Genomic DNA, 24504 nt, shown 5'->3' with positions numbered 1-24504 from the left:
CGTAGAGCCCACTGGTGCAACTTACTGAGGCTTTACCTAGTTCCCGTCTTCAGGGGAAGAGGAGGCAGGATATTGGTCATGTCCAACCTTTCCCCCTCCGGCCCGGCCATGGCCGCGAGCCCCCTCACCCGCGCCGTGCTCGAGATCGACGAGTACGCGTCGGGCCTCGGCTGGGACCAGCCCGCCCGCCTGTTCGCCCTGGTCGACACCGCACGGCTGCGCGCCCAGGAGCCCAAGCTCGCCTCCCAGCTCGGCCTGGGCGACGACGCCACCGCCTACACCCCGATCGAGCAGGACAAGCTGCCGCGCGGCAAGGCCCTCGACGAGTTCCTCGGCACCATCGCCTGGCCCGCCGGGGTGGCCGGCTGCGCCCTGACCGTGGAGCGGCTCATGCTGCCCCCGTCGGCCGAGGCCCAGGTCCCCCAGGGCCTGAACGAGAAGCAGCTCGCCAAGTGGGTCGCCGCGCACCCGGACCGCCAGGAGGTCCGGATGACCGTGGCGGTGCTGCGGAGCGGCGCCCGCGAGGCGGCGATCCGGCTCCGCGAGAAGGACTCCGCGACCGAGGTCCTCACCGGCCCCGACCTGGTGCCGGGCCTCGCCGAGGCGCTGGCGGCCACCTTCGAGAGCTGAGCCGCTCCCGTACGAGGAACACGCGGAACACGCGGAACACACGGAAGACGAGGAAGGGGCGCCCGGTCGGCCGACCGGGCGCCCCTTCGCGTACGTCCTGACTCAGCTCCTGGAGCAGCTCGGCAGCGACGCCGTGTCGCCCTTGCGGAGCTTCTCCAGGGACTTCGTGGCGTCGTCGATGGTGTCGACCCTGATCAGGGTCAGCCCGTCCGGGGTGTCCGCGGCAGCGGCCTCGCAGTTGTCGGCAGGGGTGAGGAAGTACTGGGCGCCCGCGTCGCGCGCGCCGACCAGCTTCATCTCGATGCCGCCGATCGGGCCGACCTCGCCCTTGTCGTCGATGGTGCCGGTGCCCGCGATGAACCGGCCGCCGGTGAGGCTCTCCGGGGTCAGCTTGTCGACGATGCCGAGGGCGAACATCAGACCGGCGCTGGGGCCGCCGACGTCGGCGAGGTTGATGTCGATCGTGAACGGGAAGACGTGGTCGGTGCCGGCCTGGATGCCGACGACGGCCCGGTCGCCCTCCTCCGACGTCGTGGTCCTGATGACCACCTTCTGCGTGACCTTGGGCTCCTTGCGGGCCTTCTCGGCCGCGGCGGCCTCCTTGGCGGGGACGATCGTGAACTCGACGTCCTGGCCGGGCTTCCGCTTCGTGACCTGCTTGGCGACGTCGCCCTGGTCCTTGACCGGCACGCCGTCGACGGCCTTGATCACGTCCCCGGCGTGCAGTTTGCCCTCGGCCGGGGCGCCCTTGACGACCGTCGCGACGACGACCCGGGCGACCACCGGGATGCCCAGCTCCCCGAGGGCCGCCACCTTGGCGCTCTCCTGGGACTGGCTGAACTCCTCGGCGTTCTCCTGGCTCGACTCCTCCTCGGTCTTGCCGTCCGGGTAGAGGGTGTCGTGCGGCACGACCACGTTGTCGTGGGCGAGCCATCCGTAGACGGCCTCGACGGCGTTCATCTTGTAGTCCGCGCTGGTGACGCGGACCGTCGTCATGTTGAGGTGACCGTCGGTCGGGTAGGTCTTGCGTCCCGAGATCTGCAGGACCGGTTCTCCCCTGGCATCGCCGAGGGTGTTGACCGTGGGGCCGGGGCTCATCTCCGCGTACGGCACCGGGATCAGAACGCCCGCGATGAGCAGACAGATCAGGACCAGGGTGGAGGCGAGCATCGTCGCGGTGCGGCGTGGCATGGAACGACAGTACGGGACTCGACTGTGGGTGCACCCCTGGGGCGGTCCGTACGGGGCGGCCCGCGTCAGCCCGAGGGCGAGGTGGTGACGGCGGAGGCCGTCGCGGCCGGTTCGCGCTCCTCACGAGCGGAATCGGCGGTCGTGGTGTGGGACCGCTCCATGGCGTCCCGGAAGCGTGCGTAGCCGGCGAGTTCCGCCACGTCACCTATGGTCTTGCTCCTCGAAGCCCAGCTTCCCCATATCGCCGCGCCGACGACTGCGAAAAGCGGAATCAGCAACCAGGCCAGCGCTGCCATCCCGACCTCCCATCCCCAGTGAGTTGATCAGCAGACTGTGTCATCTGTGGGATCAACGCTCGCGCCTGGGGGGCGGTTACGCAAATCGGGCGTTCGGCTACGCCCCGTCGGCGCGCCGCCTTGCCCCGCCCGGCAGGCCCCGACCCTCACCCCGGCCGTCGGCCGGGGCGCCCGTGGCCGGGGGCCCCGGGCGAAGGCTCAGCAGGAGCCGACCCACTCTTCCGTCCCGTCGGAGAACGTCTGGTGCTTCCAGATCGGGACCTCGTGCTTGAGGTCGTCGATCAGCTTCCGGCAGGCCTCGAAGGCCTCGGCGCGGTGCGGGCAGGAGACGGCGACGACGACCGCGATGTCCCCCACGCGCAGGTCGCCGACGCGGTGGACGGCCGCCAGGGCGCGGACCGGATAGTTCGCGACGACCTTCTCGGCGACCCGGCGGAGCTCCGCGTCGGCGGTCGGGTGGCAGGAGTAGCCCAGGGCGTCCACGTCCGCGCCGCCGTCGTGGTTGCGCACGGTGCCGACGAAGAGGGTGGTGCCGCCGGAGGCGTCGTCTCCGACGGCCCGGAAGACCTCGTCGACCGAGAGCGGGGTGTCACGGATCGCGAGCAGCTTGATCGGGTCGTCCGCTGCCTGCTCGCCGGGGTGGTCGTGCGTCTGCGCCATGCGCCCATGGTGCCGCACGGCTCCGACATCCGGTAAGGGACCTTTCGACCTGTGGACGGAACCCTCCGTAGGAGGGTCCTACAAACTACAGGCCCCGCCGCTTCCGCATCTGCCTGACCAGGGCCGCCGTGCCGAGCAGCGCCACCGTCGCACCGGCCGCGCCGGCCGCCGTCGCGTCCTTGCGGCCCAGGCGGCGGCCGGCGACGGTGTGGCGGCCCTCGGCCTCCTCCAGGAGCGCGGCGAGCACCTCCTCGTTCGTCCACTTCGGACGCCAGCCGGCGTCGTGCAGCCGTCCGACGCTCACCACCCAGGGGTGCATGGTGTAGGCGAGGTCGCCCGCCGGGGACGGGGTGAGCCCGATCCGGTGCAGGCGGGCCGCCGTGCCGAGGGCGACCGCGGAGGGCAGCTCCATGCGCCGGATCCCGGAGAGCTCCTCGACCTCCTCCTGTTCGAGCCAGCCCTCGCAGCCGACGGCGAACTCCCCGTCGACCTTCTCCAGGGCCGCGTACTCCAGGGCGCTGACCAGGTCCTCGACGTGGCAGAACTGCCAGGTGGGCCGGGATCCGGCGACGACGAGCAGCCGGGGCGACTCGAAGTAGCGGGTGAGCGCCGTGTCCGTACCGCCGACGAGGACGGCGGGGCGGACGACCGTGACGTGGAGGCCGGGGTGGGCGCGGGGGGCGCGGCGGCCGAGGCGCTCGATCTCCAGCATGTCGCCGACGCCGGTGGCCTCGGCCGTCGCCCTGAGCTCGGCGTCCTCGGAGAGCGGGATGTCGTTGTCGGGCAGGGCGCCGTAGACCATCGCGGAGGTGCAGAGCACCACCCGGTGCACCCCGGCCGCGGCGGCGGCGGTCAGGACGGTCTGGGTGCCCCGCACGTTGTAGGCCGTCCGGGCGGCGGGGTCGGTCTCCAGGTCGAGGTCGACGGCGAGGTGCACGACGACGTCCGCGCCGCGCAGCTTCTCGGCGATGGCCGGGTCGCGCACGTCGAGGATGTGCCACTGCGCCTCGGCGACCTCGCCCCGGCGCTCGTCGATGGCGACGACCCGCTTGATCTCGCCGGAGGCGGCGAGACGCCTGGTCAGCAGGTCACCGACGCCGGAAGCGGCGCCGGTGACCGCGACGACGGGGCCGCGCACGGCGGACCGGGTTGAGGGGTTTCGCGCTCCGCGAACCTGTGGATCTGGGGAACTCACCGGGCGTCTCCAGCGGTTGTCTTCAGTACGTACGCGCATGACGCGTGCGGACCAGGTGGCGTCCATCCTGCCGCAGGGCACGGCCCGGCGGAGCACCGAGCCCATTTCCGGCCCGGATGTCTACGCTGGTGGTGTGCGGGGCCTGTCTGGACAGGCCCTGGTCGGGCAGTCGCCGTCGGCAGGAGGCCGGCGGCCCTACGAGCCGAGGAAACCTGTGAGTGACACCCCATTCGGATTCGGCCTTCCGCCGGAGGAGCCGGAGAACGGCGACGAGGGCAAGAAGAAGGACCCCGCCGGAGGTGGCCAGGGGTCCGGCGGCAACCCGTTCGGTGCGAACCCGTTCGGCTTCGGCGGGCTGCCCGGCATGGGCGGTCCCGGGGGCGCGGACAATCCGTTCGCCGCGATGTTCGGCTCCCTGAACCCCAACGACCTGGGCTCGGCCTTCCAGCAGCTCGGGCAGATGCTGAGCTACGAGGGCGGCCCCGTCAACTGGGACATGGCCAAGCAGATCGCGCGCCAGGTGGTGGCCCAGGGCACCGCCGACGGCACCAAGGACGCGAGCGTGGGCCCGGCCGAGAAGTCGGCGGTCGAGGAGGCCGTGCGCCTGGCCGACCTGTGGCTGGACGGCGTGACCTCGCTGCCCTCGGGCGCGAGCACGGCCGTGGCGTGGAGCCGCGCGGAGTGGGTCGAGGCGACCCTGCCGGCGTGGCAGCAGCTCGTGGACCCGGTCGCCGAGCGGGTCGGCACGGCGATGGGCGACGTCCTGCCGCAGGAGATGCAGGCCATGGCCGGCCCGCTGATCGGCATGATGCGCTCCATGGGCGGCGCCATGTTCGGCCAGCAGATCGGGCAGGCCGTGGGCGCGCTCGCCGGTGAGGTCGTCGGCTCGACCGACGTCGGTCTGCCGCTGGGCCCGGCCGGGCGTGCCGCGCTGCTGCCGCTGAACATCGAGGCCTTCGGCAAGGACCTGGGCGTGCCCTCGGACGAGGTGCGGCTCTACCTGGCCCTGCGCGAGGCCGCGCACCAGCGCCTCTTCGCGCACGTGCCGTGGCTGCGGGCGCACCTGTTCGGTGCGGTCGAGGGGTACGCGCGCGGGATCAAGGTCGACACCTCGAAGCTGGAGGAGGCCGTCGGTCAGCTCGACCCGACGCATCCGGAGCAGCTCCAGGAGGCGCTCCAGCAGGGCATGTTCCAGCCGGAGGACACCCCGGAGCAGAAGGCCGCCCTGGCCCGTCTGGAGACGGCGCTCGCGCTGGTCGAGGGCTGGGTGGACGCGGTGGTCCACGAGGCCGCGAAGTCCCGGCTGACCTCGGCGGACGCGCTGCGCGAGACGCTGCGGCGGCGCCGGGCCTCGGGCGGTCCGGCCGAGCAGACCTTCGCGACGCTGATCGGTCTGGAGCTGCGTCCGCGCCGGCTGCGGGACGCGGCCCGCCTGTGGGCCTCGCTCACGGACGCGCGCGGGGTCGACGGCCGGGACGGGCTGTGGGAGCACCCGGACATGCTGCCGACGGCGACCGACCTGGACGACCCGGACGGCTTCGTGCACCGCGAGCACCTGGACTTCTCCGAGCTGGACAAGATGCTCGGCGAGGCGGCCAAGGGCGAGAACCCGGAGAGCGGGGACGGCGAGAAGTGAGCCTGTACGACGACGCGGTCCTCGTCCTGAAGGGGTACGAGGGCCAGCCGGAGCTGCGGGATGTCTACCTGGACCATCTCGCCGGGCATCCGGACGGCATGTACAAGCCCTGCGGGGCCGGTCATCTGACGTCCAGCGCGCTGGTGATCGACCCTTCCCGCGGGCGTGTGCTGCTGACCCTGCACAAGAAGCTGGGCATGTGGCTGCAGATGGGCGGTCACTGCGAGGAGGGTGACCCGACGCTGGAGGCGGCGGCGCTGCGCGAGGCGGCCGAGGAGTCCGGCATCACCACGGGTCTCACCCTGCTGCCGGGCGGTCCGGTGCGGCTGGACCGGCATCCGATCCCGGCGCCCTGCCACTGGCACCTGGACGTGCAGTACGCGGCGCTGGCCCCGGCGGACGCGGTGGCGGAGATCAGCGAGGAGTCGCTGGACCTGCGCTGGTTCGCGTACGAGGACGTGGCGGGCGTGGCCGACACGTCGGTGGTCGAACTGCTGAAGGGCACGCTGGCGCGGCTGGCGTGAGCACGGGCGAGGGCATGACCGAGGGGCGGCCTCCGGTGGAGGCCGCCCCTCGGTCGTGGCTGCTCAGTTCCAGGCGTTGTTCTGGTTCTGGGCGTGGGAGCCGTGCTGGCCGGCGCCGAACTGGGCGGCGATGCCCTGTCCGATGGCGGCGTTCTGCGGGGGCATGACCTCGCTCGGCTGGACGAGCGCGAAGCCCTGTCCGAGGAAGCTGAGCTCCCAGCCCTCGCCGGTGTTTCCCCGGCGGTGGCGGACGCTGGAGTTCGTCGTCTGCGCCTGCATCTGGACGCGGAGTCCGGTGGACCAGGCGACGATGGCGTCGGCGTCGACGCTGACGTACTTGTCGGGCGTGACCTGCATCATCAGCGGCTGACCGGAGGTCATCAGGGCGACCTTGCCGCGGCCGGAGATGTTGAGCTGGTACTTGCCGGTGCCGGAGACCCCGTACTGGCTGTCGACGGCGATGACCTCGGTGTGGAGGGTCGAGTCGAGCGCGAGGACGTAGGCGCTGTCGACCGTGAGGCCCTCCTGCTCGACCTCCACGATGTGGACGTGCTGGGCGAGGTTGGCGAAGTAGACCGTGCCCTGGCCGGAGCAGCGCATCAGGTCCAGGCCCTCACCGGTGCGGGCCTGGGCCCGCCGCTGGTTGGGGGTCTTGTACTCGCCGTCGAAGTCGACGAGTCCCTGGTAGGCGACCATGGCGCCCTTGCGGGCGAGGACGTCGTCCTGCCCGGTGAGGGAGACCCGCAGGAGCTGCGGGTTCTGGATGACGTACCGCTCCTGGCTCTGCTGTTCGGCGTGGTTGAAAAGCGGGCTCTGCATGGTGTGTTCTCGCTCCCCCTCAGCCCCGGACCCGCAGGCGGTCGGTGCTGTCCTCGCTCGGCTGTACGACGACGATGCCCTGGCCCGAGAAGGCCATCTGGTATGCCTCGCCGCTGCCCCGCCCGATGAGGGAGGACGCCTTGAAGCTGCGCTTGCCCTTGACCTTGAGCGCGGGCGACCAGGCGACGAGCGCGTCGGGGTCGACGTACGTCTCGTCCTCGCCGCGGCCGCAGTCGACGACGATCGGCGTGCCGCGCGAGGTGAGCGCGACCCAGCCGGTGCCGGCGATCTCCACGTTGAACAGGCCCTGGCCGGCGAACTTGGCGAGGCCCTTGACCCGCTCGACGCCCCACTGGAGGTGGGCGTCGAAGGCGAGCAGGTTGGTGCCGTTGACGGAGAGCGAGTCGTTCTGGAGGTTGATGACGACGACGTCGGCACCGTAGTCGGCGAGGTAGAGCAGTCCGTCGCCGGTGCACTTCATGACGGGCGCGCCCTCGCCGGTCATCCACTGCTGGGCGACCTGGCGAACGGCGGGCGGGTTGGGCTCGTAGCTGATGAAGCCCTCGTAGGCGACCATCGAGCCGCTCCGGGCGTACAGGTCCTGGCCGGAGGCCATGGCGACCTTGAGCATGGTCCGGCCGTGGTTCTCCATCCGGGCCGCGACGGGGGTCGGGGCGTAGCCCGCGAGTTGCTGGTTCATGACGGGCTCCCTCAGACCTCGTAGGGCTGGACGACGATGAAGTTGCCGGGGGCTCCCCGGAACTGGAGGTTCACGGTCTCCCCGCTGTGGCCCGGGTAGGCGTTGCGGCGGAGCCGCACCTGGCTGGAGAGGATGACCTGGGACGCGGACGACCAGGCGACGACGGCGTTGCAGTCGGCGAACGTCGTCGGCGTGACGGGCAGGACGACGGGGACGCCGTGGGTCTTCACGACGACGGTGCCGGTGCCCTGGAACTGCATGGTGAACAGGGCGCCGCCGGGGATGCCGTGGCCCTCGATGCGGCGGACCTCGTACTGCAGGGACTCGTCGAACGCGAGGACGTTCTCCGCAGAGACGCAGATGCCGTCGCCCTGGAGCTCGATCGGGTGCAGGTGGGCGCCCTGCTCGGCGAGGAAGACCTGGCCGCGGCCGGAGCAGCGCATCAGCTGCATCTCCTGGCCGGTGGCGTTGCCGACGATCCGGCCGGCGAAGCCCGCGCCCTTGTAGCCGAAGTCGACCTTGCCCTGGTACATGACCATGGAGCCCTGCCGGGCGAGGACGGGGACGCCGCCCATGGCGAGGTCGACCCGCATGAGCTGCTGGTTCTGCGGGGTCCAGCGGGCGCCGGTGGCGGTCTCCTTGTACGGCGCGAGCGCGGCGGCGAGCCCCGCTCCCGCGGCCGGGACGCCCTGCGGGACGCCGGGCTGCTGCCCGTACGGGGCGGGCTGCCCGTAGGGGGCCTGCGGCGGCTGTCCCTGACCGGGGTACGGAGTGGGTGCCTGGCCCGGGATCTGCCCCGGGTACTGGCCGGGAGGCTGTCCCGGGACCTGGCCGTACTGCGGCTGCTGCGGCGGCTGCCCGTACGGGGCGGGGGCCGGCGCGGGCGGCGGTACGGGGCCCGGCGGGGCCAGCGGGGCGACCATCGTGGGCGCCGTGTGGACCGGCTGAACGGGCGCGGGCGGGACCGGCGCGGGCGGGCCCGGAGGCGCGCCGAACGCGGGCGCGGGGGCCGGGGCGGGCGCTGCGGGCGCACCGAACGCCGGGGGTGCCGCCGCCTGCGGCGGAGGGGCGAAGCCGGGGGCCGCGGCCTGCTGCTGCGGGGCGGCGGGCTCCTCCTCGGCGACCTCGCCGCCGAAGTTCCGCAGGAGCGCCTCCAGGCCTCCGTCGAAGCCCTGGCCGACGGCGGCGAACCGCCAGACGTCCTTGAGGTAGAAGTCGCCGAGCATCACCGCGCGCTCGGTGGAGAACTCGGCGCCCGTGAACGCGTAGCGCGCGACCTCCTCGCCGCCCGCCACGATCCGCAGGTGGCCGGGACCGACCTGGGACATCTGGCCGGCGCCGTCGATGGTCGCGGTGAACGACAGCTTGTGGATGTTCGCGGGGATGCGGTCGAGGGTGATGCGGAAGGACTCGGTGTCGCCGGACTGCGCACCGAGCAGCTGGATGGACTCCTCGGGCGACTTCGGCTGGTTGAAGAAGACGAAGTAGCGGTCGTCGGAGAGCCGCTCCTCGGCGTCGAGTCCGAAGCAGCTGATGTCGAAAGTGAGTCCGGGCGCCGCGATCTGCACACCGACGTACAGATCGGTTCCCGCGGTCAGATCACTGATCTTGGCCTTGTGGCCGCGTTGGAATTCCCTGGCCATGCGTAACGACCGTCCCCCATCCCGAATGGCGAATGCTCGCGCCAGGCTAACCGGTGGGCACGACATTGAGACAGGCCAGGTCGTTTTCGGTACGGAATCGGGAAACCGGTACGCGCGCGCGGGGCGGCGCCGTCACTCCTCGGGGGCCGCCGGAAGGTGCGGCAGGCGCCCGGCGGCGACCACGCCCTCCAGGTAGCCGCGCGCCCGCTCGGTGCGGGGGTAGGCCTCCAGGAGCTGCCAGAACCGTGGGCCGTGCCCGGGGACGAGGAGGTGGGCCAGTTCGTGCAGGAGGACGTAGTCGACGACGTACTCGGGCATGCCCTGGAGCCGGTGGGAGAGGCGGATGCTGCCCTCGGAGGGGGTGCAGGAGCCCCAGCGGGTGTTCTGGTTGGTCACCCAGCGCACGGAGCCGGGGCGGGCCCGGCCGCCGAAGTACTGCTCCGAGAGGCGCAGCGCCCGCTCGGTGAGCTCCCGGTCGCCGAGGACGCTCCGGCTCTCCTGGGCGGCGAGCTTGTCGAGCATGACGCCGACCCAGCGGCGCTCCTCCGCCTCCGACATGCGGGCCGGGATGAGCACGATGGTCCGGTCGCCCTCGCGGTAGGCCGAGACGGTTCTCCTGCGCCGTGGGCTTCTGCGGACCTCGACCGCACTCGTTCCCGCCCCGCGGGGCGGTTCGCTGGTCACGCTGCGCTGTGGGTCGGCGGGCACGGCCCCGACGTTACCCGCTGCCGGCGCGGGAAGTCCCGCCTCCCGAGTGGTTTCGGGAACGATCCGACCCCACCGCGCACCATTTGAATGACTAATTCCCTGCCCTGTGGACAACTTTCGGCGGCCGTCGTGACGGCCGGGCATTCTCATCCCGGGGCGACGGAATGCCGTTGTCGATCATGAAATGCGGTGCGGAGGACGGACGGGGGCGGGGAAATGCATCCGATGGTGAAACCGGCGCTGCGGCGGGCCTGGCGGAGTCTGCGGTGCGTCCAGTTCGGCGTCGCCCCCGCGCACGCGGTGGTGCTCGGCCCGGTCGACCAGGCGACGGGGGCGGTGCTCGGACTGCTCGACGGCACGCGCGGGACCGCGCTGCTGCGGGCCGAAGCGCGGGCGCTCGGTCTTCCGGACGGACGGCTGGACGCGCTCCTCGGCAGGCTGGAGTCGGCCGGACTCCTCACGGACGCCGCGACAGGGCGGCCGGGGAAGGCGGGTCCGGCCGCGGGCGCGGTGGACGTGGCACTCGATCCGCTCCGCGCGGACCTGGCCTCCCTCTCCGTGGTCCACCCCGGGCCGGAGCGGGCGGCGCGGACCCTGGCGGCCCGGAGGGCCCTGCGCGTCCAGGTCCGGGGCGCGGGACGGGTCGGCTCGACGGTGGCGGCGCTGCTCGCGGCGGCCGGAGTGGGCTCGGTGGAGGTCCTCGACGCGGGCCGGGTCGAGCCCTGGGAGACGGCCCCGGGCGGACTCCCCGCCGAGTCCGTGGGCGAGCGCCGGGCGACGGCGGCCCGGCGCCTGGTCGGCCGCTGGGCCCGGGAGCCCGGCCGCGCCCGGCGCCCGGGCGGACCGGGTGAAGGTCCGGGCGGGGCAGGGCTGTCACTCGTCGTGGTGACACCGCGGGACGGTCTCGGCGCGTACGTCCCCGATCCGGTGCCCGCCGAGCCGTGGCTCTCCACGGGCACCCCCCATCTGTACGCGGGCGTCCTGGAGGCGACCGGGGTCGTCGGCCCGCTCGTGCTGCCCGGCGCCACGGCCTGCGCCCGGTGCCTCCAGGAGGAGCGGACGGACCGGGACCCGGTGACGCCCCGGATGCTGGCCCAGTGGCGGTCCGGTGCCCCGCATCCGCTGCCCGCCTGCGACGTGGGGCTGGCCACGGCGGTGGCCGGGCTGGCCGCCGCGCACGCGCTGGCCTTCCTGGACGGGGACCTCCCGGCGAGCGCGGGCACCCGGTGGGAGGCGTCCCTGCCGCTCCTCGAGTGGCGGGCGGAGCCGCTGAGACCGCACCTGGCCTGCCCTTGCGGCGCGGCGCGCGGCGAAGAAGGGGAGCGCACCTCGGCGGCCGGGGACGCACACGACACAATGGCGGGGTAACGGCCCTGCGCGGCAGTGCAGTCTGGGTTTTGGAGGGGCGCATGTCTGATCTTCCCCGGAAGGCGGTCACCCGGACCGCCAAGTTGGCCGCGTTGCCGTTGGGCTTCGCGGGCCGGGCCACCTGGGGCCTGGGCAAGCGGATCGGCGGCAGATCGGCGGAGCTCGTCGCCCGCGAGCTCCAGCAGCGCACGGCCGAGCAGCTGTTCAAGGTCCTCGGTGAGCTCAAGGGCGGGGCCATGAAGTTCGGACAGGCGCTGTCCGTCTTCGAGTCGGCCCTTCCGGAGGAGGTCGCCGGGCCCTATCGGGCGGCGCTGACGAAGCTTCAGGACGCGGCCCCGCCGATGCCGACGCGCACGGTCCACGCGGTCCTGGAGGAGGGGCTCGGCCCCGACTGGCGTGAGCTGTTCCTGGAGTTCGAGGAGAAGCCGGCGGCGGCCGCCTCGATCGGGCAGGTGCACCGGGCCGTGTGGCACGACGGGCGCGAGGTCGCGGTGAAGGTGCAGTACCCGGGCGCCGGGGAGGCACTGCTCTCGGACCTGACGCAGCTGAGCCGCTTCGCCCGGCTCCTCGGTCCGCTCATCCCGGGCATGGACATCAAGCCGCTGATCGCCGAGATGCGGGACCGGGTCTCGGAGGAGCTGGACTACGCCCTGGAGGCGGAGGCGCAGCGGATCCACGCGGAGGAGTTCGCGGACGATCCCGATGTGGTGGTGCCCGCGGTGGTGCACCAGTCGGAGCAGATCCTCGTGACCGAGTGGATGGACGGGGTCCCGCTCGCGGAGGTGATCGCGGACGGCACCGAGGCCCAGCGGGACCGGGCCGGACAGCTGCTCGCCCGCTTCCTCTTCTCCGGGCCGGCGCGCACGGGTCTGCTGCACGCCGATCCGCACCCGGGGAACTTCCGGCTGCTGCCCGGCGCGGACGAGGAGGAGGGTCCGGAGGGCTGGCGGCTCGGTGTCCTCGACTTCGGCACCGTGGACCGGCTGCCCGGCGGGCTGCCCGAGACGATCGGCACCTGTCTGCGGATGACCGTCGCCGGCGAGGCCGAGACGGTCTACGAACTGCTGTGCGCGGAGGGCTTCGTCAAGGACTCCGTCGCTCTGGACCCGGACGCGGTCCTGGAGTACCTGCTGCCGATCATCGAGCCGGCCGAGGCGGAGGAGTTCGTCTTCACGCGCGGCTGGATGCGCACCCAGGCGGCCCGGATCGCGGACCCCCGCTCCCCCGCCCACCAGCTGGGCAAGCAGTTGAACCTGCCGCCCTCGTACCTGCTGATACACCGTGTGACGCTGAGCACGATCGGGGTGCTGTGCCAGTTGAACGCGACGGTACGGCTGCGGGACGAGCTCGCCGAGTGGCTGCCCGGCTTCGAGGAGCCGGATCCCGTCTAGACCGTGGCCGGCTTGCGCCAGACGAGGGTGTAGCGCCAGAAGAGGCGGCGGCGGATCCGGGCACCGGGAAGGATCCGCCCGGCGACGAGGGCGATCTCGGCCAGGGTCTCCTCGGCGTCGCGGGTCGGGGCGGTCATCGCCACGGGCCGGGGCGCCGGGCGGCCCCGGTTCCTGAGCCAGCCGGTGGCGGCGTTGAGGGGGATCGAGAGCAGGCCGAGGAGGTGGTCGGCCGGGGTGTCGGGGCGGGACAGGCCGAGCACGACGAGGGTCCCGCCGGGCGCCAGCCGCTCCCGGAACCGTTCGAGGGCCGGGGCGAGCGGCAGATGGTGGAGCGTCGCGAGGCAGGTGACGGCGCTGTGGGCGCCGTCGTCCGCGGTGTCCGCGAGGGCGTCCTCGACGGCGAAGGTCACCCGGGCGGCCGGGGCGGTCAGTTCCCGGGCGCGGGCGACGATCGCCGGGTCGGCGTCGACGGCGCGGACGGCCGTGGCGCGGGTGGCGAGCAGCCGGGCGAGGTCGCCGCTGCCGCAGCCGACGTCCAGGGCCCGGTCGAGGCGGCGCGGGAGCTGCCGCAGGATCCACCGGTGGTAGTGGGCGTTGTGGTCCCAGGGGTGGGCGGTGTTGAACCGTTCGAGGGCGCGCAGGACGCGATCCGTGGGGGCTGCCATCGGGGCAGTCCATCACGGGCGGTGCGGCTCACCACCAGGAGGAGTCGAGGCGTCCTTCGATGGCCCGGATGTTGGCGCGGGCGCACTCCTCGCAGAAGTACTCCCGGCGGCCGTTCTCGACGGAGCAGGTCCAGGTCATCGGGAGCGGGTCGGCGGTCCTGCCGCAGCGGGCGCAGGAGACGGGCTCCTCGGGGGCGCGGGCTTCGTTCACCCTCGTGACGATAACCCGGCGCGGGGTCGCGGTGGGGGCAACGCACCGCGGGGGCCGGTCCGTTCCGACCGGCCCCCGCGAGGCCCTGTCCGGGGGACAGGGCCGGGGCATCACGAGGATGCTCAGTGCATGACGGCCATGGCGAGCGCGCGGCGGGCGCGCAGCGAGACGCGCTCGGCGCGGCGCTGCATGCGCCGGGCGGCGACCAGGCGCACGGCCTGGCGTTCCGCGTCGGCCTCACGGTGTCGCTCGTGCATATGGGCACGGGCCAGGGCTTCTGGGATGAGTTGCATTTCACGGGTCCTGTTCTGACGCGCGGTGTACGCGGCGGCGGGGGAGAAGACTGGGGTCGCGGAGCCTGCGGGCTCGCTGGCGGAAGAGGTCATCGGGGCCTGCTTCTGGGGATCGTGCGTGAGGGGGCGGTCGATGGTTCCGGTGGCGCTCATGCCGCGACGACCGGGTTCTTGCGCGGACGGCCACGGGGCCGCTTGCGGGCGACGACCACGCCCTGGACGAAGAGCTCGCCACCCCAGACGCCCCAGGGCTCGCGGCGCTCCTTGGCGCCGGCGAGGCAGGCGGCCATGAGCGGGCAGGTCCGGCAGAGGGACTTCGCGTACTCGACGTCGGCCGGGGACTCCGCGAAGAAGACCTCGGGGTCGTAGGCGCGACAGGGGACGGGGACGCCGAGGTTCTCGATGGCGTCGTCGAGCGCGGTGAGCGCGGTGAGGGGGGTCAAAGCGGGGTCCTCCGTGAGGCCGGGCAGGGGAAGCGATTCGGAATGCGGTACGGACGGGGCGTGCGCTTCGAGTTGCACGGTGGTCTTTCCTCGTCTGGTCGTTCCGGCCTGTTGGCCGGGGTTTCGGCTGGTACCGGGTGGTGTCTTTCCCGAGGCCCCTTCGCGCCGTCGTCCCCGTTCGGGGACAAACAGAAGGGCCGCGGATCCCGGGTGGGGTTCCGCGGCCCTGAAGGCGCCGGTCTGATCATGGATCAGACTGGATCACTCCAGGGTTCGAGCCCACGGAAGGCCCACATCATGTGGTCGTGCGTCGTCGTCTGCTGCTGGGTTCCGGCACCGGTCGCCGCAAAGTCATAGGCCTTGGCCTTGCCTGCTGCTCCTGCTTCCAGTGCCTTGGTCGGTCGCTCATTGCGCCGGACCACGGCGACCGCACCGAGACCGGAAAGACCGGTGACGGGCAGGCCGGCGACGGGCAGACCGGTGCCAATGAGGGCCGAGGCGGAGAGGCCGAGCGAGCAGGCGGAGACGGCCGAGCGATCGGTCATTTTGGCGCTGCTGACGAAGCTGGCGGTGCTGACGGTGCTGGTCTGGATGGTGTAGCTGATCACTGGAATCGCCTCCTCTCGGCGTCTCGGAGGGCTCGGGTGCGAGCCGGACCCTCATGTTTATTTGGACAAGTACAGCACGAAGACAGGGCTTCGAAGAAGCGCTGTTTCCGTGGTTAAGAACCTATGGGGCTTGACGGGGCAGGCGCAAACTATTTTTCCGACGAGTTTTTCTCAGGTCTCGTCGCCGCCCGTCCCGCCCTCCTCACCTGCGCAGATGGCCAGGACCTCGGCTCCGAAGCGGTCGAGCTTGCGGGCGCCGACACCGGCGATCGAGGAGAGCTCGCCGTCGGTGGCGGGGACACGCTCCGCGATCGCCATGAGCGTCTTGTCGGTGAACACGCAATACGCCGGCTGGCCGAGCTCCCTGGCCTGTTCCGATCGCCAGTCCCGGAGCCGCTCGTACAGGGCCTCGTCCATGTCCGAGGGGCAGTCCTCGCAGCGCATCAGCTTCATCGCGCCCGCCTCGGTGAGGGTGGCGCCGCAGACCCGGCACAGGATCGGGCCGCGCGGCCTGCGCCGGACGGGGCCGCTCCCCCGCTCGACGGAGCCGCCGCCGGAGGAGCCCGCGGTGCCGAGGGAGCCGGAGCCGGGCCGCAGCCCCTTGAGGAAGCGGCTGGGGCGCCGGTTGGCGCGGCCCCCCGGGGAGCGGGACAGCGCCCAGGAGAGCGTGAGGTGGAACCGGGCCCGGGTGACGCCCACGTACAGCAGGCGGCGCTCCTCCTCGACCTGTTCGTCGGTCTTGGCGTAGGTGATCGGCATCATGCCCTCGGTGAGGCCGACCAGGAAGACGGCGTCCCATTCGAGGCCCTTGGCCGCGTGCAGCGAGGCCAGGGTGACGCCCTGGACGGTCGGGGCGTGCTGGGCGGCGGCCCGCTCGTCGATCTCGGCGACCAGGTCGGAGAGGGTCGCTCCGGGCTTGGCGCGGGCGAAGTCCTCGGCGAGCCTGACGAGAGCGGCGAGGGACTCCCAGCGGTCGCGGACGGCGCCGGATCCGGCGGGGGCCTGGCTGGTCCAGCCCTTGGTGGAGAGGACGGCCCTGACCTGCGCGGGGAGGTCCTCGACGTCGTCGAGGAGCGAGTCGTTGCCCCCGGCGCGGGCGGCGCCGCGCAGGGCGATGCCCGCCTCCCGCACCTCCTGGCGCTCGAAGAAGCGCTCGGCGCCGCGGAGCTGGTAGGGCACTCCGGCGTCGGCGAGCGCCTGCTCGTAGACCTCGGACTGGGCGTTGATCCGGTAGAGGACGGCGATCTCCCCGGCCGGGACGCCGGCGGCGATGAGGTCGCGGATGCGGCGGGCGGTGCCCTCGGCCTCGGCGGGCTCGTCGGCGTACTCCGTGTAGACCGGCTCGGGGCCGGGGTCGCGCTGGGAGATCAGCTCCAGGCGGTGCTCGGCGGCCCGGCCGCGGGCCTGGCTGAGCAGCCCGTTCGCCAGGTGGACGACCTGCGGGGTGGAGCGGTAGTCGCGGACCAGCTTGACGACCGTGGCGCCCGGGTGCCGGGTGCGGAAGTTCAGGAGGTGGTCGGGGGTGGCGCCGGTGAACGAGTAGATCGTCTGGCTGGCGTCGCCGACGACGCAGAGGTTGTCCCGGTCGCCGAGCCACAGGTCGAGCAGCCGCTGCTGGAGCGGGGAGACGTCCTGGTACTCGTCCACGACGAAGTGCTGGTACTGGCGGCGGATCTGGTCGGCGATGTCGTGCCGGTCCTGGAGGATGCCGACCGTGAGCAGCAGCACGTCCTCGAAGTCGATCACCGAGCGGTCGCGCTTCAGCTGCTCGTACATGGCATAGATCTGGCCGATCTCGGCCGGGTCGCGGGGGGCGTCCCTGACGGACTTGGCGACGGCCGCCGGGTAGTCGGCGGGGACGGTCTGGGTGACCTTGGCCCACTCGATCTCGCTGGTCACGTCCCTGAGCTCGTTGCGGTCGAGCCGGATCCGGCAGCGGCCCGCGGCCTCGGCGACGAGCTGGATCTTCCGCTCCAGGAGCCGGGGCAGGTCGCCACCGACTGCTTTCGGCCAGAAGAACTGGAGCTGGCGGAGGGCCGCGGAGTGGAACGTACGGGCCTGGACGCCGCCCGCGCCGAGCTGCCGGAGCCGGCCGCGCATCTCGCCCGCGGCGCGGTTCGTGAACGTGACGGCCAGCACGCTCGCGGGCTGCAGGATGCTCGCCCGCACCCCGTACGCGATGCGGTGGGTGATGGCGCGCGTCTTGCCCGTCCCGGCTCCCGCGAGGACGCACACCGGACCGTTCAGGGCGAGGGCGACCTCGCGCTGCTCGGGGTCGAGCCCGTCGAGCACCGCGTCGGCCGTCTCCGGGACCTGCGGGAAGAGAGTGGAGTGCGTTGCTGCTGTCACCCCGCCATGCTGCCAGGTCGCCGGGACCGGTGCGGCGGCTCGTCCACAGGCGGGAGACGCCGGTCATACGAATTCCGGGAATGGGGCGGGGAAGGCGTACGTTCTTGCTCTCGGCACCCGTCCGCGAACAAGAGGAGCGCCTGGCCATGCAGGGCACTGTGACGATGTACAGCACCACGTGGTGCGGCTACTGCCGTCGGCTGAAGAGCCAGATGGAGCGCGAGGGCATCGCGTACACGGAGATCAACATCGAGCAGGACCCGGACTCGGCCGCGTTCGTCGAGAAGGCCAACGGCGGCAACCAGACGGTGCCGACCGTCCTCTTCCCGGACGGTTCGACCCTGACGAACCCGAGCCTCGCGCAGGTCAAGCAGAAGATCGGCGTCTGAGCCTTCGCCGCGTGAGACACGAGAGAAGCCCCCGACCACCGGTCGGGGGTTTCTCACATGTGGCTCACACCACGTCGCCCGGCTTCGGCAGCGGCTTGCCGTACCAGCGCTCGATCAGGCGGGACGCGATCGAGATGCCGTACGGGGGCAGCACCTCGCCCGACTCGAATCCGGCGGCCAGGTCCTCCCGGGAGAACCAGCGCGCCTCGTGTATCTCCTCGCCGTCGACGTGTATCTCCGAGGACGTGGCGCGGGCGAAGAAGCCCAGCATCAGGCTGGACGGGAACGGCCACGGCTGGCTCGCGACGTACTCGACCTCGCCGACCGTGACGCCGGCCTCCTCGAAGACCTCGCGGGCCACCGACGCCTCGATGGACTCGCCCGGCTCCACGAAGCCCGCGAGGGTCGAGAAGCGGCCCTCCGGCCAGTGCACCTGGCGGCCGAGCAGCGCCCGGTCCTGGTCGTCGGTGACCAGCATGATGACCGCGGGGTCGGTGCGCGGGTAGTGCTCGGCACCGCAGGCCTGGCAGCGACGGACGTGACCGGCGGCCGCGACGACCGTGCGCTCGCCGCAGCGCGAGCAGAACCGGTGGAGGCGCTGCCAGTTCTCCAGGGCCACCGCGTGCACCATGAGGCCCGCGTCGCGGTCGGAGAGCAGCAGACCGGCCTCGCGCAGCCCGGCGGGGCGGGCGGACTGGTCCATGCGGCCGGGCAGGGAGTCCTTCTGGAGCGCGAAGTACGAGACGCCGTCGGCGTCCGTGCCCAGGAAGTAGCGGTGGGTCTCGGTGACCGGGGCCTCGAAGGCCGGGGTCATCACGAGCCCGGTGGTGCCGTCGGGGAGGTCGTCGATGAGCACCTGGCCCCCGGAGACCACGAAGACCCGGGTGGTGGGGTGGCTCCAGGCCGCCGCCAGCCAGGCCTCGTCGAGGCGGTGGTGCGCGGCGCGGTCGATGCCGCTCGGGGCGGTGAGCGAGATCGGGCGGTCCGCTGACGCGTTCTTCAAGGTGCTCACAGGTGCTTCCAACTCCCCCGGTTCGGTGTGTGGGTTCAGCGGGCGCTGGTGTGGAGGGCGGCGGGCAGGTCGCCCCACAGGTGCGCGGTCGTCTCGACGCCCTTCATGAGGAGATCGAGCTCGATCTTCTCGTTGGGGGCGTGCCAGCCGTCGGACGGTACGGAGATGCCGAGGAACAGCACGGGTGCCTCCAGGACGTCCTGGAGGTCGGCGGCCGGTCCGGAGCCGCCCTCGCGGGTGTACCGGACCTTGGCGCCGTCGAAGGCCCGGCTCATGGCCCCGGCCACCGCCTTGAGGGCGGGGTGGTCGAGGGGGGTGAGGCAGGGGCGGGTCGGGGCGCCGAAGACGATCTCGTACCGGATGCCGGCGGGCACGAGTCCGGCCAGCCAGTCCCGTACCGCGAGCTCGATCTTGGCGGGGTCCTGGCCGGCGACCAGCCGGAACGACAGCTTGAGCTGCGCGGACGCGGGGACGATCGTCTTGCCGCCGGGGCCCTGGTAGCCGCCGCCGATGCCGTTGACCTCGGCGGTGGGCCGGGCCCAGACCCGCTCCAGGGTCGTGAAGCCGGCCTCGCCGAGGGTGCCGTGGGACTTGGCGGTCCGCAGCCAGGCGTCCTCGTCGAAGGGCAGCTCGGCGACGAGGGCGCGCTCGGCGTCGGTGAGTTCCGTCACCCCGTCGTAGAAGCCGGGGATCGCGACGTGCTCGTGCTCGTCGTGGAGGGCGGCGACGATGCGCCCCGCGACGGTGGCCGGGTTGGGCACGGCGCCGCCGAAGGAGCCGGAGTGGATGTCCTGGTCGGGGCCGTACAGCTCGATCTCGCAGTCGGCGACCCCGCGCATGCCGGTGCAGACGGTGGGGGTCGTCTCGGACCACATGCCCGTGTCGGAGACGATCACGGCGTCGGTGGCGAGCCGCCCGGCACGGTCCTCGACCAGCGCGCGGAAGTGCGGGGAGCCGGACTCCTCCTCGCCCTCGACGATCAGCTTGAGGTTCACGGCGGGCGCGGTGCGGCCCGTCGCGGCGAGGTGGGCGCGGACGCCGAGGGTGTGGAAGAACACCTGCCCCTTGTCGTCGGCCGCCCCGCGCGCGTACATCCGGCCGTCGACCACCGTCGGCTCGAACGGGTCCGTGTGCCAGCCGTCCTCGCGGGCCGCGGGCTGCACGTCGTGGTGACCGTAGACGAGGACGGTCGGGGCGTCCGGGTCCCCGGAGGGCCACTCGGCGAAGACGGCGGGGGCGCCGTCGGTCTCCCAGACCTCGACCGTGGGGAAGCCGGTCTCCGTGAGCTTGGCGGCGAGCCACTCGGCGCTGCGCCGTACGTCCCCGGCCCGGTCCGGCCGGGCCGACACGGAGGGGATGCGCAGCCACTCGGCCAGGTCGCCGAGGAAGGCGTCGCGGTGCTGCTCGACGTACGTGCGTACGGTGTGGACGGCGCTGTCCGGGGTCTCGCTCATGCCCCGAGCCTATCCGGCGCCCGGGGGTGCCCCGCCCAGCAGGATCGCCTCCAGACCGGCCCGGCCGGGCAGGCGGGAGGGCCGCGCGACCTCACCCGTCCGGACGTACACGAAGGCCGCGGCCACCTCCTCCGGTTCGAGGCCGTGCTGCTCGGCCCAGGCGAGCCGGTAGATCGCCAGCTGCAGCGGGTCCGCGGAGCGCTCGCGGCTGGTCTTCCAGTCGACGATCTCGTACGCGCCGGTCTCCGGGTCCCGGTAGACGGCGTCGATCCTGCCCCGGACGACCCGGCCCGCGAGGGAGAGGTGCACGGGGACCTCGACGCGGTACGGGGTGCGGTGGGCGTACGGGGTGCGGGCGAAGGCCTCCTTGAGCTCGTCGAGGTCCCGCTCGTCGAGGATCTCCGGCTCCCCCGCGAAGTCCTCGCCGCCGGGCAGCTCCTCCGGGCCGAGGAACGGCAGCGGGAGCTCCTCGAAACGGGACTCCACCCACGCGTGGAAGCGGGTGCCCCGGCGGGCGGCGGGCTGCGGCGCCTTGGGCATGGGCCGGGCCAGCTCCTGGGCGAAGCCGTCGGGGTCGGCGGCGAGGCGCAGGACCTGGGAGGCGGAGAGGTACGCGGGCAGCACGACGTCACGGGTGGTCGCGCGGGCGCGGCGGAGCTCGGTGGTGAGGGCGGTGAGGTCGCGGTCCCAGGAGGCGATGGTCCTCGTGTCCTCGGGGGTGAGTTCCCCGTACGGCTCCGGGGGCCGGGCCTCTTCCCGGGGGGCCGGGACCGCGTCCTTGTGGGTGTCCTCGGGGAGGGTCTCCTCGTCCCAGACCGGCTCCTCCTCGTCCGGCCAGAGGTCCTCGGGGGCGGGGTCCGGGAGGCCGGGCGCCGCACCGGCGGGGTGGGGCTCCTCCGTTCCGTCCTGCGGCGCGTGTGCCCACAACCGGTCCTTGACCAGTTGCGCCGCCTTCCTCCTGCGGGTCAGGGCCTCGTCGTCCAACGGGAGCGGCCACGCCCGGTCCGCGTCTCCGGGGGCGAGCGACGGGTTCTCCGCGTCCTTCTCCGGTTCGTCCGCCCAGGCCTCGATGTCGCCGTGGCCGGCGGCGCAGTGGTCGTACAGCGCGCGGAGGAAGTCCGAGGGGCCCCGGGGCTTCTTCTGCGCCGGGCCCCACCAGTGGGCGGAGCCCAGGAGGAGGGAGCGGGGGCGGGTGAAGGTCACGTAGCCGAGGCGGAGCTCCTCGGTGTGCTGGTGGTCCCGCATCTCGTTCTTGAAGGACGCGAGGGCCTTGGCGTCCCAGGCGTCGATGCCCGGCAGGGTGGCCGCGTCGCCGCGCAGGGCGTGCGGGAGCACCTGGGGCTGCGAGGTCCAGGACTCGCGGGCCCGGGCGCTCGGGAACTGCCCGGTGACCAGGCCGGGGACGGCGACGACGTCCCATTCGAGGCCCTTGGACTTGTGGGCGGTGAGGACCTTCACCGTGTTCTCGCCGCCGGGCAGTGCGCTGTCGAGGCCCTTCTCGAACTGGACGGCCGTCCGCAGGAAGCCGAGGAAGGCGAGGAGGCTGGCCTCGCCGTCGAGGGAGGCGAAGCCGGCGGCGATGTCGAGGAAGTGGCCGAGGGTCTCGCGGCGGCGGGCCGCGAGCGCGTGCGGGGAGGCGGAGAGCTCGACCTCCAGGCCGGTCGCGCCGAGGACCCGGTGCAGCACGTCCATGAGGGGGTCGGCGAGCGAGGTGCGCAGGGCGCGCAGCTCGGTGGCGAGGCGCGCGAAGCGGACGCGGGCCTCGGCGGAGAAGGCCAGGCCGTCGTCGGCGCCGCCGGAGTCGAGGAAGGTGTCGAGCGCGTCGGCGAGGGAGACGACCTCGGCCGGGTCGACGCCCTCGACGGCGGCGGCGAGCCGCTGGTCGGGGTCCGCCTCCTCGCCGCCCCGGTGGACCAGGAGGCGGGCGCGCCGGCCGAGGAGGGCGAGGTCGCGGGCGCCGATGCGCCAGCGGGGGCCGGTCAGGAGGCGGACGAGGGAGGCGTTGGCCCCCGGGTCCTGGAGGACCTCGCAGACGGCGACGAGGTCGGCGATCTCGGGCAGGTGGAGGAGGCCGGAGAGGCCGACGACCTCGACGGGCACGTCACGGGCGACGAGGGCCGCGTGGATGGCGGGGAAGTCGGTGGCGGTCCGGCACAGGACGGCGATCTCGCCGGGCTCCCGGCCGGTCCGTACGAGGTGGGCGAGGGAGTCGGCGAGCCAGTCGATCTCCTCCGCGTGGGTGGGCAGGAGCGCGATCCGTACGGTGCCGTCGGCCTCGGCCCCGGGCGCGGGGCGCAGCGCCTCCACGCCCGCGTGCATGGCGCGCAGGGGGGCGGCGAGGCCGTTGGCGAGGTCCAGGAGGCGGCCGCCGCTGCGCCGGTTCTCGGAGAGGGAGTAGCGGCTCGCGGGGCTGCCGTCGGCGTGCGGGAAGTGCTCGGGGAAGTCGTCCAGGTTCGCGACGGAGGCGCCGCGCCAGCCGTAGATGGCCTGGCAGGGGTCGCCGACGGCGGTCACGGCGTGTCCGGTGGCGCCGCCGGACGGGCCCTGGCCGAAGAGACCGGACAGCAGCAGCCGCTGGGCGACGGAGGTGTCCTGGTACTCGTCGAGGAGGACGACCCGGAACTCCTCGCGGAGGATCGCGCCGACCTCGGGGCGGGTGGTGGCGAGCTCGGCGGAGCGGGCGATCTGGTCGCCGAAGTCGAGCAGGTCGCGGGAGCGCTTGGCGGCGCGGTAGCGGACGACGAGGCCGAGGAGCTCGCGGCGGGCGGCGGCGGCCTCGGGGACCTTGCGCAGCTCGGCGTTGCTGAGCCGGGCGCCGGCGAGGGCGTCGAGGAGCTCGGAGTCGTACGCGTGGAGCCGCTCGGGCGGCACGAGGTGCTCGGCGAGCTCGGCGTCGAGGGCGAGCAGGTCGGTGATGAGCGTCGGGAACGACCGGGTGAGCGCGGGGTACGGGCCGGGGGCCTCGCGCAGCACGCGCGCGGCGAGCTGGTAGCGGGTGGCGTCGGCGAGGAGCCGTGAGGTGGGCTCCAGGCCGATGCGGAGGCCGTGGTCGGTCAGGAGCTGCCCGGCGAAGGCGTGGTACGTGGAGATGCGGGGCTCGCCGGGGGGATCGTCCGGGTCGATGACGTCGGGGTCGGTGACGCCGGCGCGGACGAGGGCGGTGCGGACGCGCTCGGCGAGCTCGCCGGCCGCCTTGTTGGTGAAGGTGAGACCGAGGACCTGCTCGGGGGCGACCTGGCCCGTGCCGACCAGCCACACCACCCGGGCGGCCATCACCGTCGTCTTGCCGGAGCCGGCTCCGGCCACGACGACCTGCGGGGCGAGCGGCGCGGTGATGCAGGCCGTCTGCTCCGGCGTGAACGGGATGCCGAGGAGCTCCTTGAGCTGCTCGGGGTCGGTGAGGTGTGCGGTCACCAGAAAGAGGCTAACGGGGCGGACCGACATTCCCACCCCGTACGCCTCTGACCTGCGACGTTACGCGGGGACTCCGCCGTCCAGCCTGGAGAGGTCCACCGTCTCGTCGGCCGGTGGGGCCTTCACCACGACCGGCTTGTCGTAGTCGCGGAAGAGCATCGTGCCGGGCTCGTCGCCACCGGCCTTCACCAGCTTCAGGATGTACGGCTTGCCCTGCTCGGAGACGGACACCGTGGTCGTCTCGCCGCCGGCCCTCTTCTTCACCAGCGTCGCGACGGGCGTGCCGGCCACCGTGCCGTCCGGGCCGCGGGTCAGTCCGCTGCGCTGCTCCTCGTCCTTGCCCAGGTCGGCGAGGAGCGACTTCAGGTCGCAGACGCCGCCGAGGGCCTCGCTGCCCGCCTGCCCCTGGGCGATCTTCAGCCAGCGGCCCTTGATCAGTTCGAGGGTGGCCGTGATCTGCGGCTCCGGTACGCCCTGGGAGGTCATGGAGACCCGCCAGAAGGCCTCGTCGCCCTTCATGTAGGTGACGTCGTCGACCCGGCGGAGTTCGGCGGTGCCGCCCTTGATCCTCATCAGGCCGGTGCACTCGTCGTGGTCGTTGACGGCGAAGTCGATGTCGAGCGGCTGTCCCTCGCTGACGACCCGGCCGGTCATGCGCAGGGACGTCGCGGACTGCGTGGCCGTCACGGCGCGCTCGCCGATCTCGTCGGCGGTGAGGTGGGCGAAGGGGTCCGGGGAGGGGGCGGGGGCCGCGGCGCCGGGTGGGGCGGCTGCCGGGCCGGCGGTCGCCGCCCAGGCGGCGACCGGCGCGGGCCCGGTGGCGACGACGGCGGCACAGACGACCGCCGCGGCGCGGAGCTTTCGGTGGGACGCCATGCGAGCCTCCTCGCGTTCCCGGACACCAC

24 protein-coding genes are annotated in these 24504 nt (G+C 73.0%); 6 read left to right on the top strand and 18 right to left on the bottom strand.

Annotation, left to right across the window (positions count from 1 at the left end; translation table 11 throughout):
• Nucleotides 1-78 precede the first annotated feature (78 nt).
• Nucleotides 79-630 carry a PPA1309 family protein gene (locus tag ACN9MM_RS25980; RefSeq protein WP_426366022.1) on the top strand — a complete coding sequence of 184 codons (552 nt, stop codon included), beginning with the start codon at nt 79-81 and terminating at the stop codon, nt 628-630.
• A gap of 102 nt (nt 631-732) precedes the next feature.
• Here ACN9MM_RS25980 and ACN9MM_RS25975 read toward each other — a convergent pair whose 3' ends face one another.
• The 4 genes from ACN9MM_RS25975 to ACN9MM_RS25960 form a co-directional block, all read right to left on the bottom strand.
• Nucleotides 733-1821, bottom strand: a complete 1089-nt coding sequence (locus ACN9MM_RS25975; protein ID WP_426366020.1) for a YlbL family protein — start codon at nt 1819-1821, stop codon at nt 733-735.
• A gap of 65 nt (nt 1822-1886) precedes the next feature.
• Complete coding sequence (locus tag ACN9MM_RS25970; protein ID WP_426368968.1) at nt 1887-2021, bottom strand: hypothetical protein; 135 nt, start codon at nt 2019-2021, stop codon at nt 1887-1889.
• A gap of 294 nt (nt 2022-2315) precedes the next feature.
• Nucleotides 2316-2777 (bottom strand): molybdenum cofactor biosynthesis protein MoaE, encoded by a 462-nt coding sequence (locus ACN9MM_RS25965; protein ID WP_361735710.1) that lies wholly within the window; start codon nt 2775-2777, stop codon nt 2316-2318.
• 85 nt (nt 2778-2862) lie between these two features.
• Nucleotides 2863-3972, bottom strand: coding sequence for an SDR family oxidoreductase (locus ACN9MM_RS25960; protein ID WP_426366019.1), 1110 nt, complete (start codon nt 3970-3972; stop codon nt 2863-2865).
• Nucleotides 3973-4186: 214 nt separating this feature from the next.
• On the opposite strand from ACN9MM_RS25960, the gene ACN9MM_RS25955 reads away from it, so the two are divergent.
• Nucleotides 4187-5608, top strand: coding sequence for a zinc-dependent metalloprotease (locus tag ACN9MM_RS25955; protein ID WP_426366017.1), 1422 nt, complete (start codon nt 4187-4189; stop codon nt 5606-5608).
• On the top strand, nt 5605-6132 hold the full coding sequence (locus tag ACN9MM_RS25950; RefSeq protein WP_426366016.1) for an NUDIX hydrolase: 528 nt from the start codon (nt 5605-5607) through the stop codon (nt 6130-6132). Before ACN9MM_RS25955 ends, ACN9MM_RS25950 begins: the two co-directional genes overlap by 4 nt.
• A 63-nt stretch (nt 6133-6195) precedes the next feature.
• Here ACN9MM_RS25950 and ACN9MM_RS25945 read toward each other — a convergent pair whose 3' ends face one another.
• The 4 genes from ACN9MM_RS25945 to ACN9MM_RS25930 form a co-directional block, all read right to left on the bottom strand.
• A complete protein-coding gene (locus ACN9MM_RS25945) occupies nt 6196-6951 on the bottom strand; it encodes an AIM24 family protein (RefSeq protein ID WP_426366015.1) in 756 nt (251 codons plus the stop codon).
• Nucleotides 6952-6970: 19 nt separating this feature from the next.
• On the bottom strand, nt 6971-7651 hold the full coding sequence (locus ACN9MM_RS25940) for an AIM24 family protein (RefSeq protein ID WP_382867154.1): 681 nt from the start codon (nt 7649-7651) through the stop codon (nt 6971-6973).
• 11 nt (nt 7652-7662) lie between these two features.
• Nucleotides 7663-9294, bottom strand: coding sequence for a TerD family protein (locus ACN9MM_RS25935; protein ID WP_426366013.1), 1632 nt, complete (start codon nt 9292-9294; stop codon nt 7663-7665).
• Between the two features lie 132 nt (nt 9295-9426).
• A complete protein-coding gene (locus tag ACN9MM_RS25930) occupies nt 9427-10002 on the bottom strand; it encodes a M48 family metallopeptidase (RefSeq protein WP_426366012.1) in 576 nt (191 codons plus the stop codon).
• Nucleotides 10003-10218: 216 nt separating this feature from the next.
• On the opposite strand from ACN9MM_RS25930, the gene ACN9MM_RS25925 reads away from it, so the two are divergent.
• Together ACN9MM_RS25925 and ACN9MM_RS25920 are read left to right on the top strand one after the other, a co-directional pair.
• Nucleotides 10219-11370, top strand: a complete 1152-nt coding sequence (locus tag ACN9MM_RS25925) for a ThiF family adenylyltransferase (protein ID WP_426366011.1) — start codon at nt 10219-10221, stop codon at nt 11368-11370.
• 41 nt (nt 11371-11411) lie between these two features.
• A complete protein-coding gene (locus ACN9MM_RS25920; protein WP_426366010.1) occupies nt 11412-12761 on the top strand; it encodes an ABC1 kinase family protein in 1350 nt (449 codons plus the stop codon).
• Here ACN9MM_RS25920 and ACN9MM_RS25915 read toward each other — a convergent pair.
• The 6 genes from ACN9MM_RS25915 to ACN9MM_RS25890 all read right to left on the bottom strand — a co-directional run bounded on the left by ACN9MM_RS25915 (nt 12758) and on the right by ACN9MM_RS25890 (nt 17330).
• Nucleotides 12758-13426 (bottom strand): class I SAM-dependent methyltransferase, encoded by a 669-nt coding sequence (locus tag ACN9MM_RS25915; protein ID WP_426366009.1) that lies wholly within the window; start codon nt 13424-13426, stop codon nt 12758-12760. The genes ACN9MM_RS25920 and ACN9MM_RS25915 overlap by 4 nt on opposite strands.
• 28 nt (nt 13427-13454) lie before the next feature.
• Complete coding sequence (locus tag ACN9MM_RS25910) at nt 13455-13637, bottom strand: hypothetical protein (protein WP_382872891.1); 183 nt, start codon at nt 13635-13637, stop codon at nt 13455-13457.
• A gap of 122 nt (nt 13638-13759) precedes the next feature.
• A complete protein-coding gene (locus tag ACN9MM_RS25905; protein WP_426366008.1) occupies nt 13760-14083 on the bottom strand; it encodes a hypothetical protein in 324 nt (107 codons plus the stop codon).
• A complete protein-coding gene (locus ACN9MM_RS25900) occupies nt 14080-14451 on the bottom strand; it encodes a WhiB family transcriptional regulator (RefSeq protein ID WP_383796975.1) in 372 nt (123 codons plus the stop codon). The genes ACN9MM_RS25905 and ACN9MM_RS25900 overlap by 4 nt, the downstream gene beginning before the upstream one ends.
• A gap of 173 nt (nt 14452-14624) precedes the next feature.
• Entirely contained in the window at nt 14625-14981 is a 357-nt protein-coding gene (locus ACN9MM_RS25895; RefSeq protein ID WP_383796974.1) for a hypothetical protein, read from the bottom strand.
• Between the two features lie 171 nt (nt 14982-15152).
• Entirely contained in the window at nt 15153-17330 is a 2178-nt protein-coding gene (locus ACN9MM_RS25890; RefSeq protein ID WP_426366006.1) for an ATP-dependent DNA helicase UvrD2, read from the bottom strand.
• A gap of 146 nt (nt 17331-17476) precedes the next feature.
• Here ACN9MM_RS25890 and ACN9MM_RS25885 point away from each other — a divergent pair, with 146 nt between their 5' ends.
• Nucleotides 17477-17719 carry a mycoredoxin gene (locus tag ACN9MM_RS25885; protein ID WP_382872906.1) on the top strand — a complete coding sequence of 81 codons (243 nt, stop codon included), beginning with the start codon at nt 17477-17479 and terminating at the stop codon, nt 17717-17719.
• Nucleotides 17720-17783: 64 nt separating this feature from the next.
• Here the strand turns inward: ACN9MM_RS25885 and nudC are convergent, their stop codons facing one another.
• From nudC to ACN9MM_RS25865, 4 genes are read right to left on the bottom strand one after another with little or no spacing between them, the layout of a single operon-like run.
• Nucleotides 17784-18731, bottom strand: a complete 948-nt coding sequence (gene nudC / locus ACN9MM_RS25880) for an NAD(+) diphosphatase (protein WP_426366004.1) — start codon at nt 18729-18731, stop codon at nt 17784-17786.
• A 35-nt stretch (nt 18732-18766) separates the two neighbouring features.
• On the bottom strand, nt 18767-20185 hold the full coding sequence (locus tag ACN9MM_RS25875) for a dipeptidase (protein WP_426366003.1): 1419 nt from the start codon (nt 20183-20185) through the stop codon (nt 18767-18769).
• A 9-nt stretch (nt 20186-20194) separates the two neighbouring features.
• Nucleotides 20195-23599, bottom strand: coding sequence for a UvrD-helicase domain-containing protein (locus ACN9MM_RS25870; RefSeq protein ID WP_426366002.1), 3405 nt, complete (start codon nt 23597-23599; stop codon nt 20195-20197).
• 60 nt (nt 23600-23659) lie between these two features.
• A complete protein-coding gene (locus ACN9MM_RS25865) occupies nt 23660-24475 on the bottom strand; it encodes a hypothetical protein (protein WP_426366001.1) in 816 nt (271 codons plus the stop codon).
• Between the last annotated feature and the right edge of the window lie 29 nt (nt 24476-24504).

The sequence above is a fragment of the Streptomyces sp. E-08 genome (assembly GCF_049913095.1).
Lineage (GTDB): Bacteria > Actinomycetota > Actinomycetes > Streptomycetales > Streptomycetaceae > Streptomyces.
Note: the sequence above shows the minus strand (reverse complement) of the source record. Positions and strands in the feature narration are given on the sequence as shown.

Coding starts and splice junctions, on each gene's coding strand:
- ACN9MM_RS25975 (WP_426366020.1), bottom strand. CDS start 1,821: ATGCCACGCCGCACCGCGACGATGCTCGCCTCCACCCTGGTCCTGATC.
- ACN9MM_RS25875 (WP_426366003.1), bottom strand. CDS start 20,185: ATGAGCGAGACCCCGGACAGCGCCGTCCACACCGTACGCACGTACGTC.
- ACN9MM_RS25980 (WP_426366022.1), top strand. CDS start 79: ATGTCCAACCTTTCCCCCTCCGGCCCGGCCATGGCCGCGAGCCCCCTC.
- ACN9MM_RS25940 (WP_382867154.1), bottom strand. CDS start 7,651: ATGAACCAGCAACTCGCGGGCTACGCCCCGACCCCCGTCGCGGCCCGG.
- ACN9MM_RS25865 (WP_426366001.1), bottom strand. CDS start 24,475: ATGGCGTCCCACCGAAAGCTCCGCGCCGCGGCGGTCGTCTGTGCCGCC.
- ACN9MM_RS25965 (WP_361735710.1), bottom strand. CDS start 2,777: ATGGCGCAGACGCACGACCACCCCGGCGAGCAGGCAGCGGACGACCCG.
- ACN9MM_RS25945 (WP_426366015.1), bottom strand. CDS start 6,951: ATGCAGAGCCCGCTTTTCAACCACGCCGAACAGCAGAGCCAGGAGCGG.
- ACN9MM_RS25905 (WP_426366008.1), bottom strand. CDS start 14,083: ATGAGCGCCACCGGAACCATCGACCGCCCCCTCACGCACGATCCCCAG.
- ACN9MM_RS25885 (WP_382872906.1), top strand. CDS start 17,477: ATGCAGGGCACTGTGACGATGTACAGCACCACGTGGTGCGGCTACTGC.
- ACN9MM_RS25920 (WP_426366010.1), top strand. CDS start 11,412: ATGTCTGATCTTCCCCGGAAGGCGGTCACCCGGACCGCCAAGTTGGCC.
- ACN9MM_RS25925 (WP_426366011.1), top strand. CDS start 10,219: ATGCATCCGATGGTGAAACCGGCGCTGCGGCGGGCCTGGCGGAGTCTG.
- ACN9MM_RS25935 (WP_426366013.1), bottom strand. CDS start 9,294: ATGGCCAGGGAATTCCAACGCGGCCACAAGGCCAAGATCAGTGATCTG.
- ACN9MM_RS25915 (WP_426366009.1), bottom strand. CDS start 13,426: ATGGCAGCCCCCACGGATCGCGTCCTGCGCGCCCTCGAACGGTTCAAC.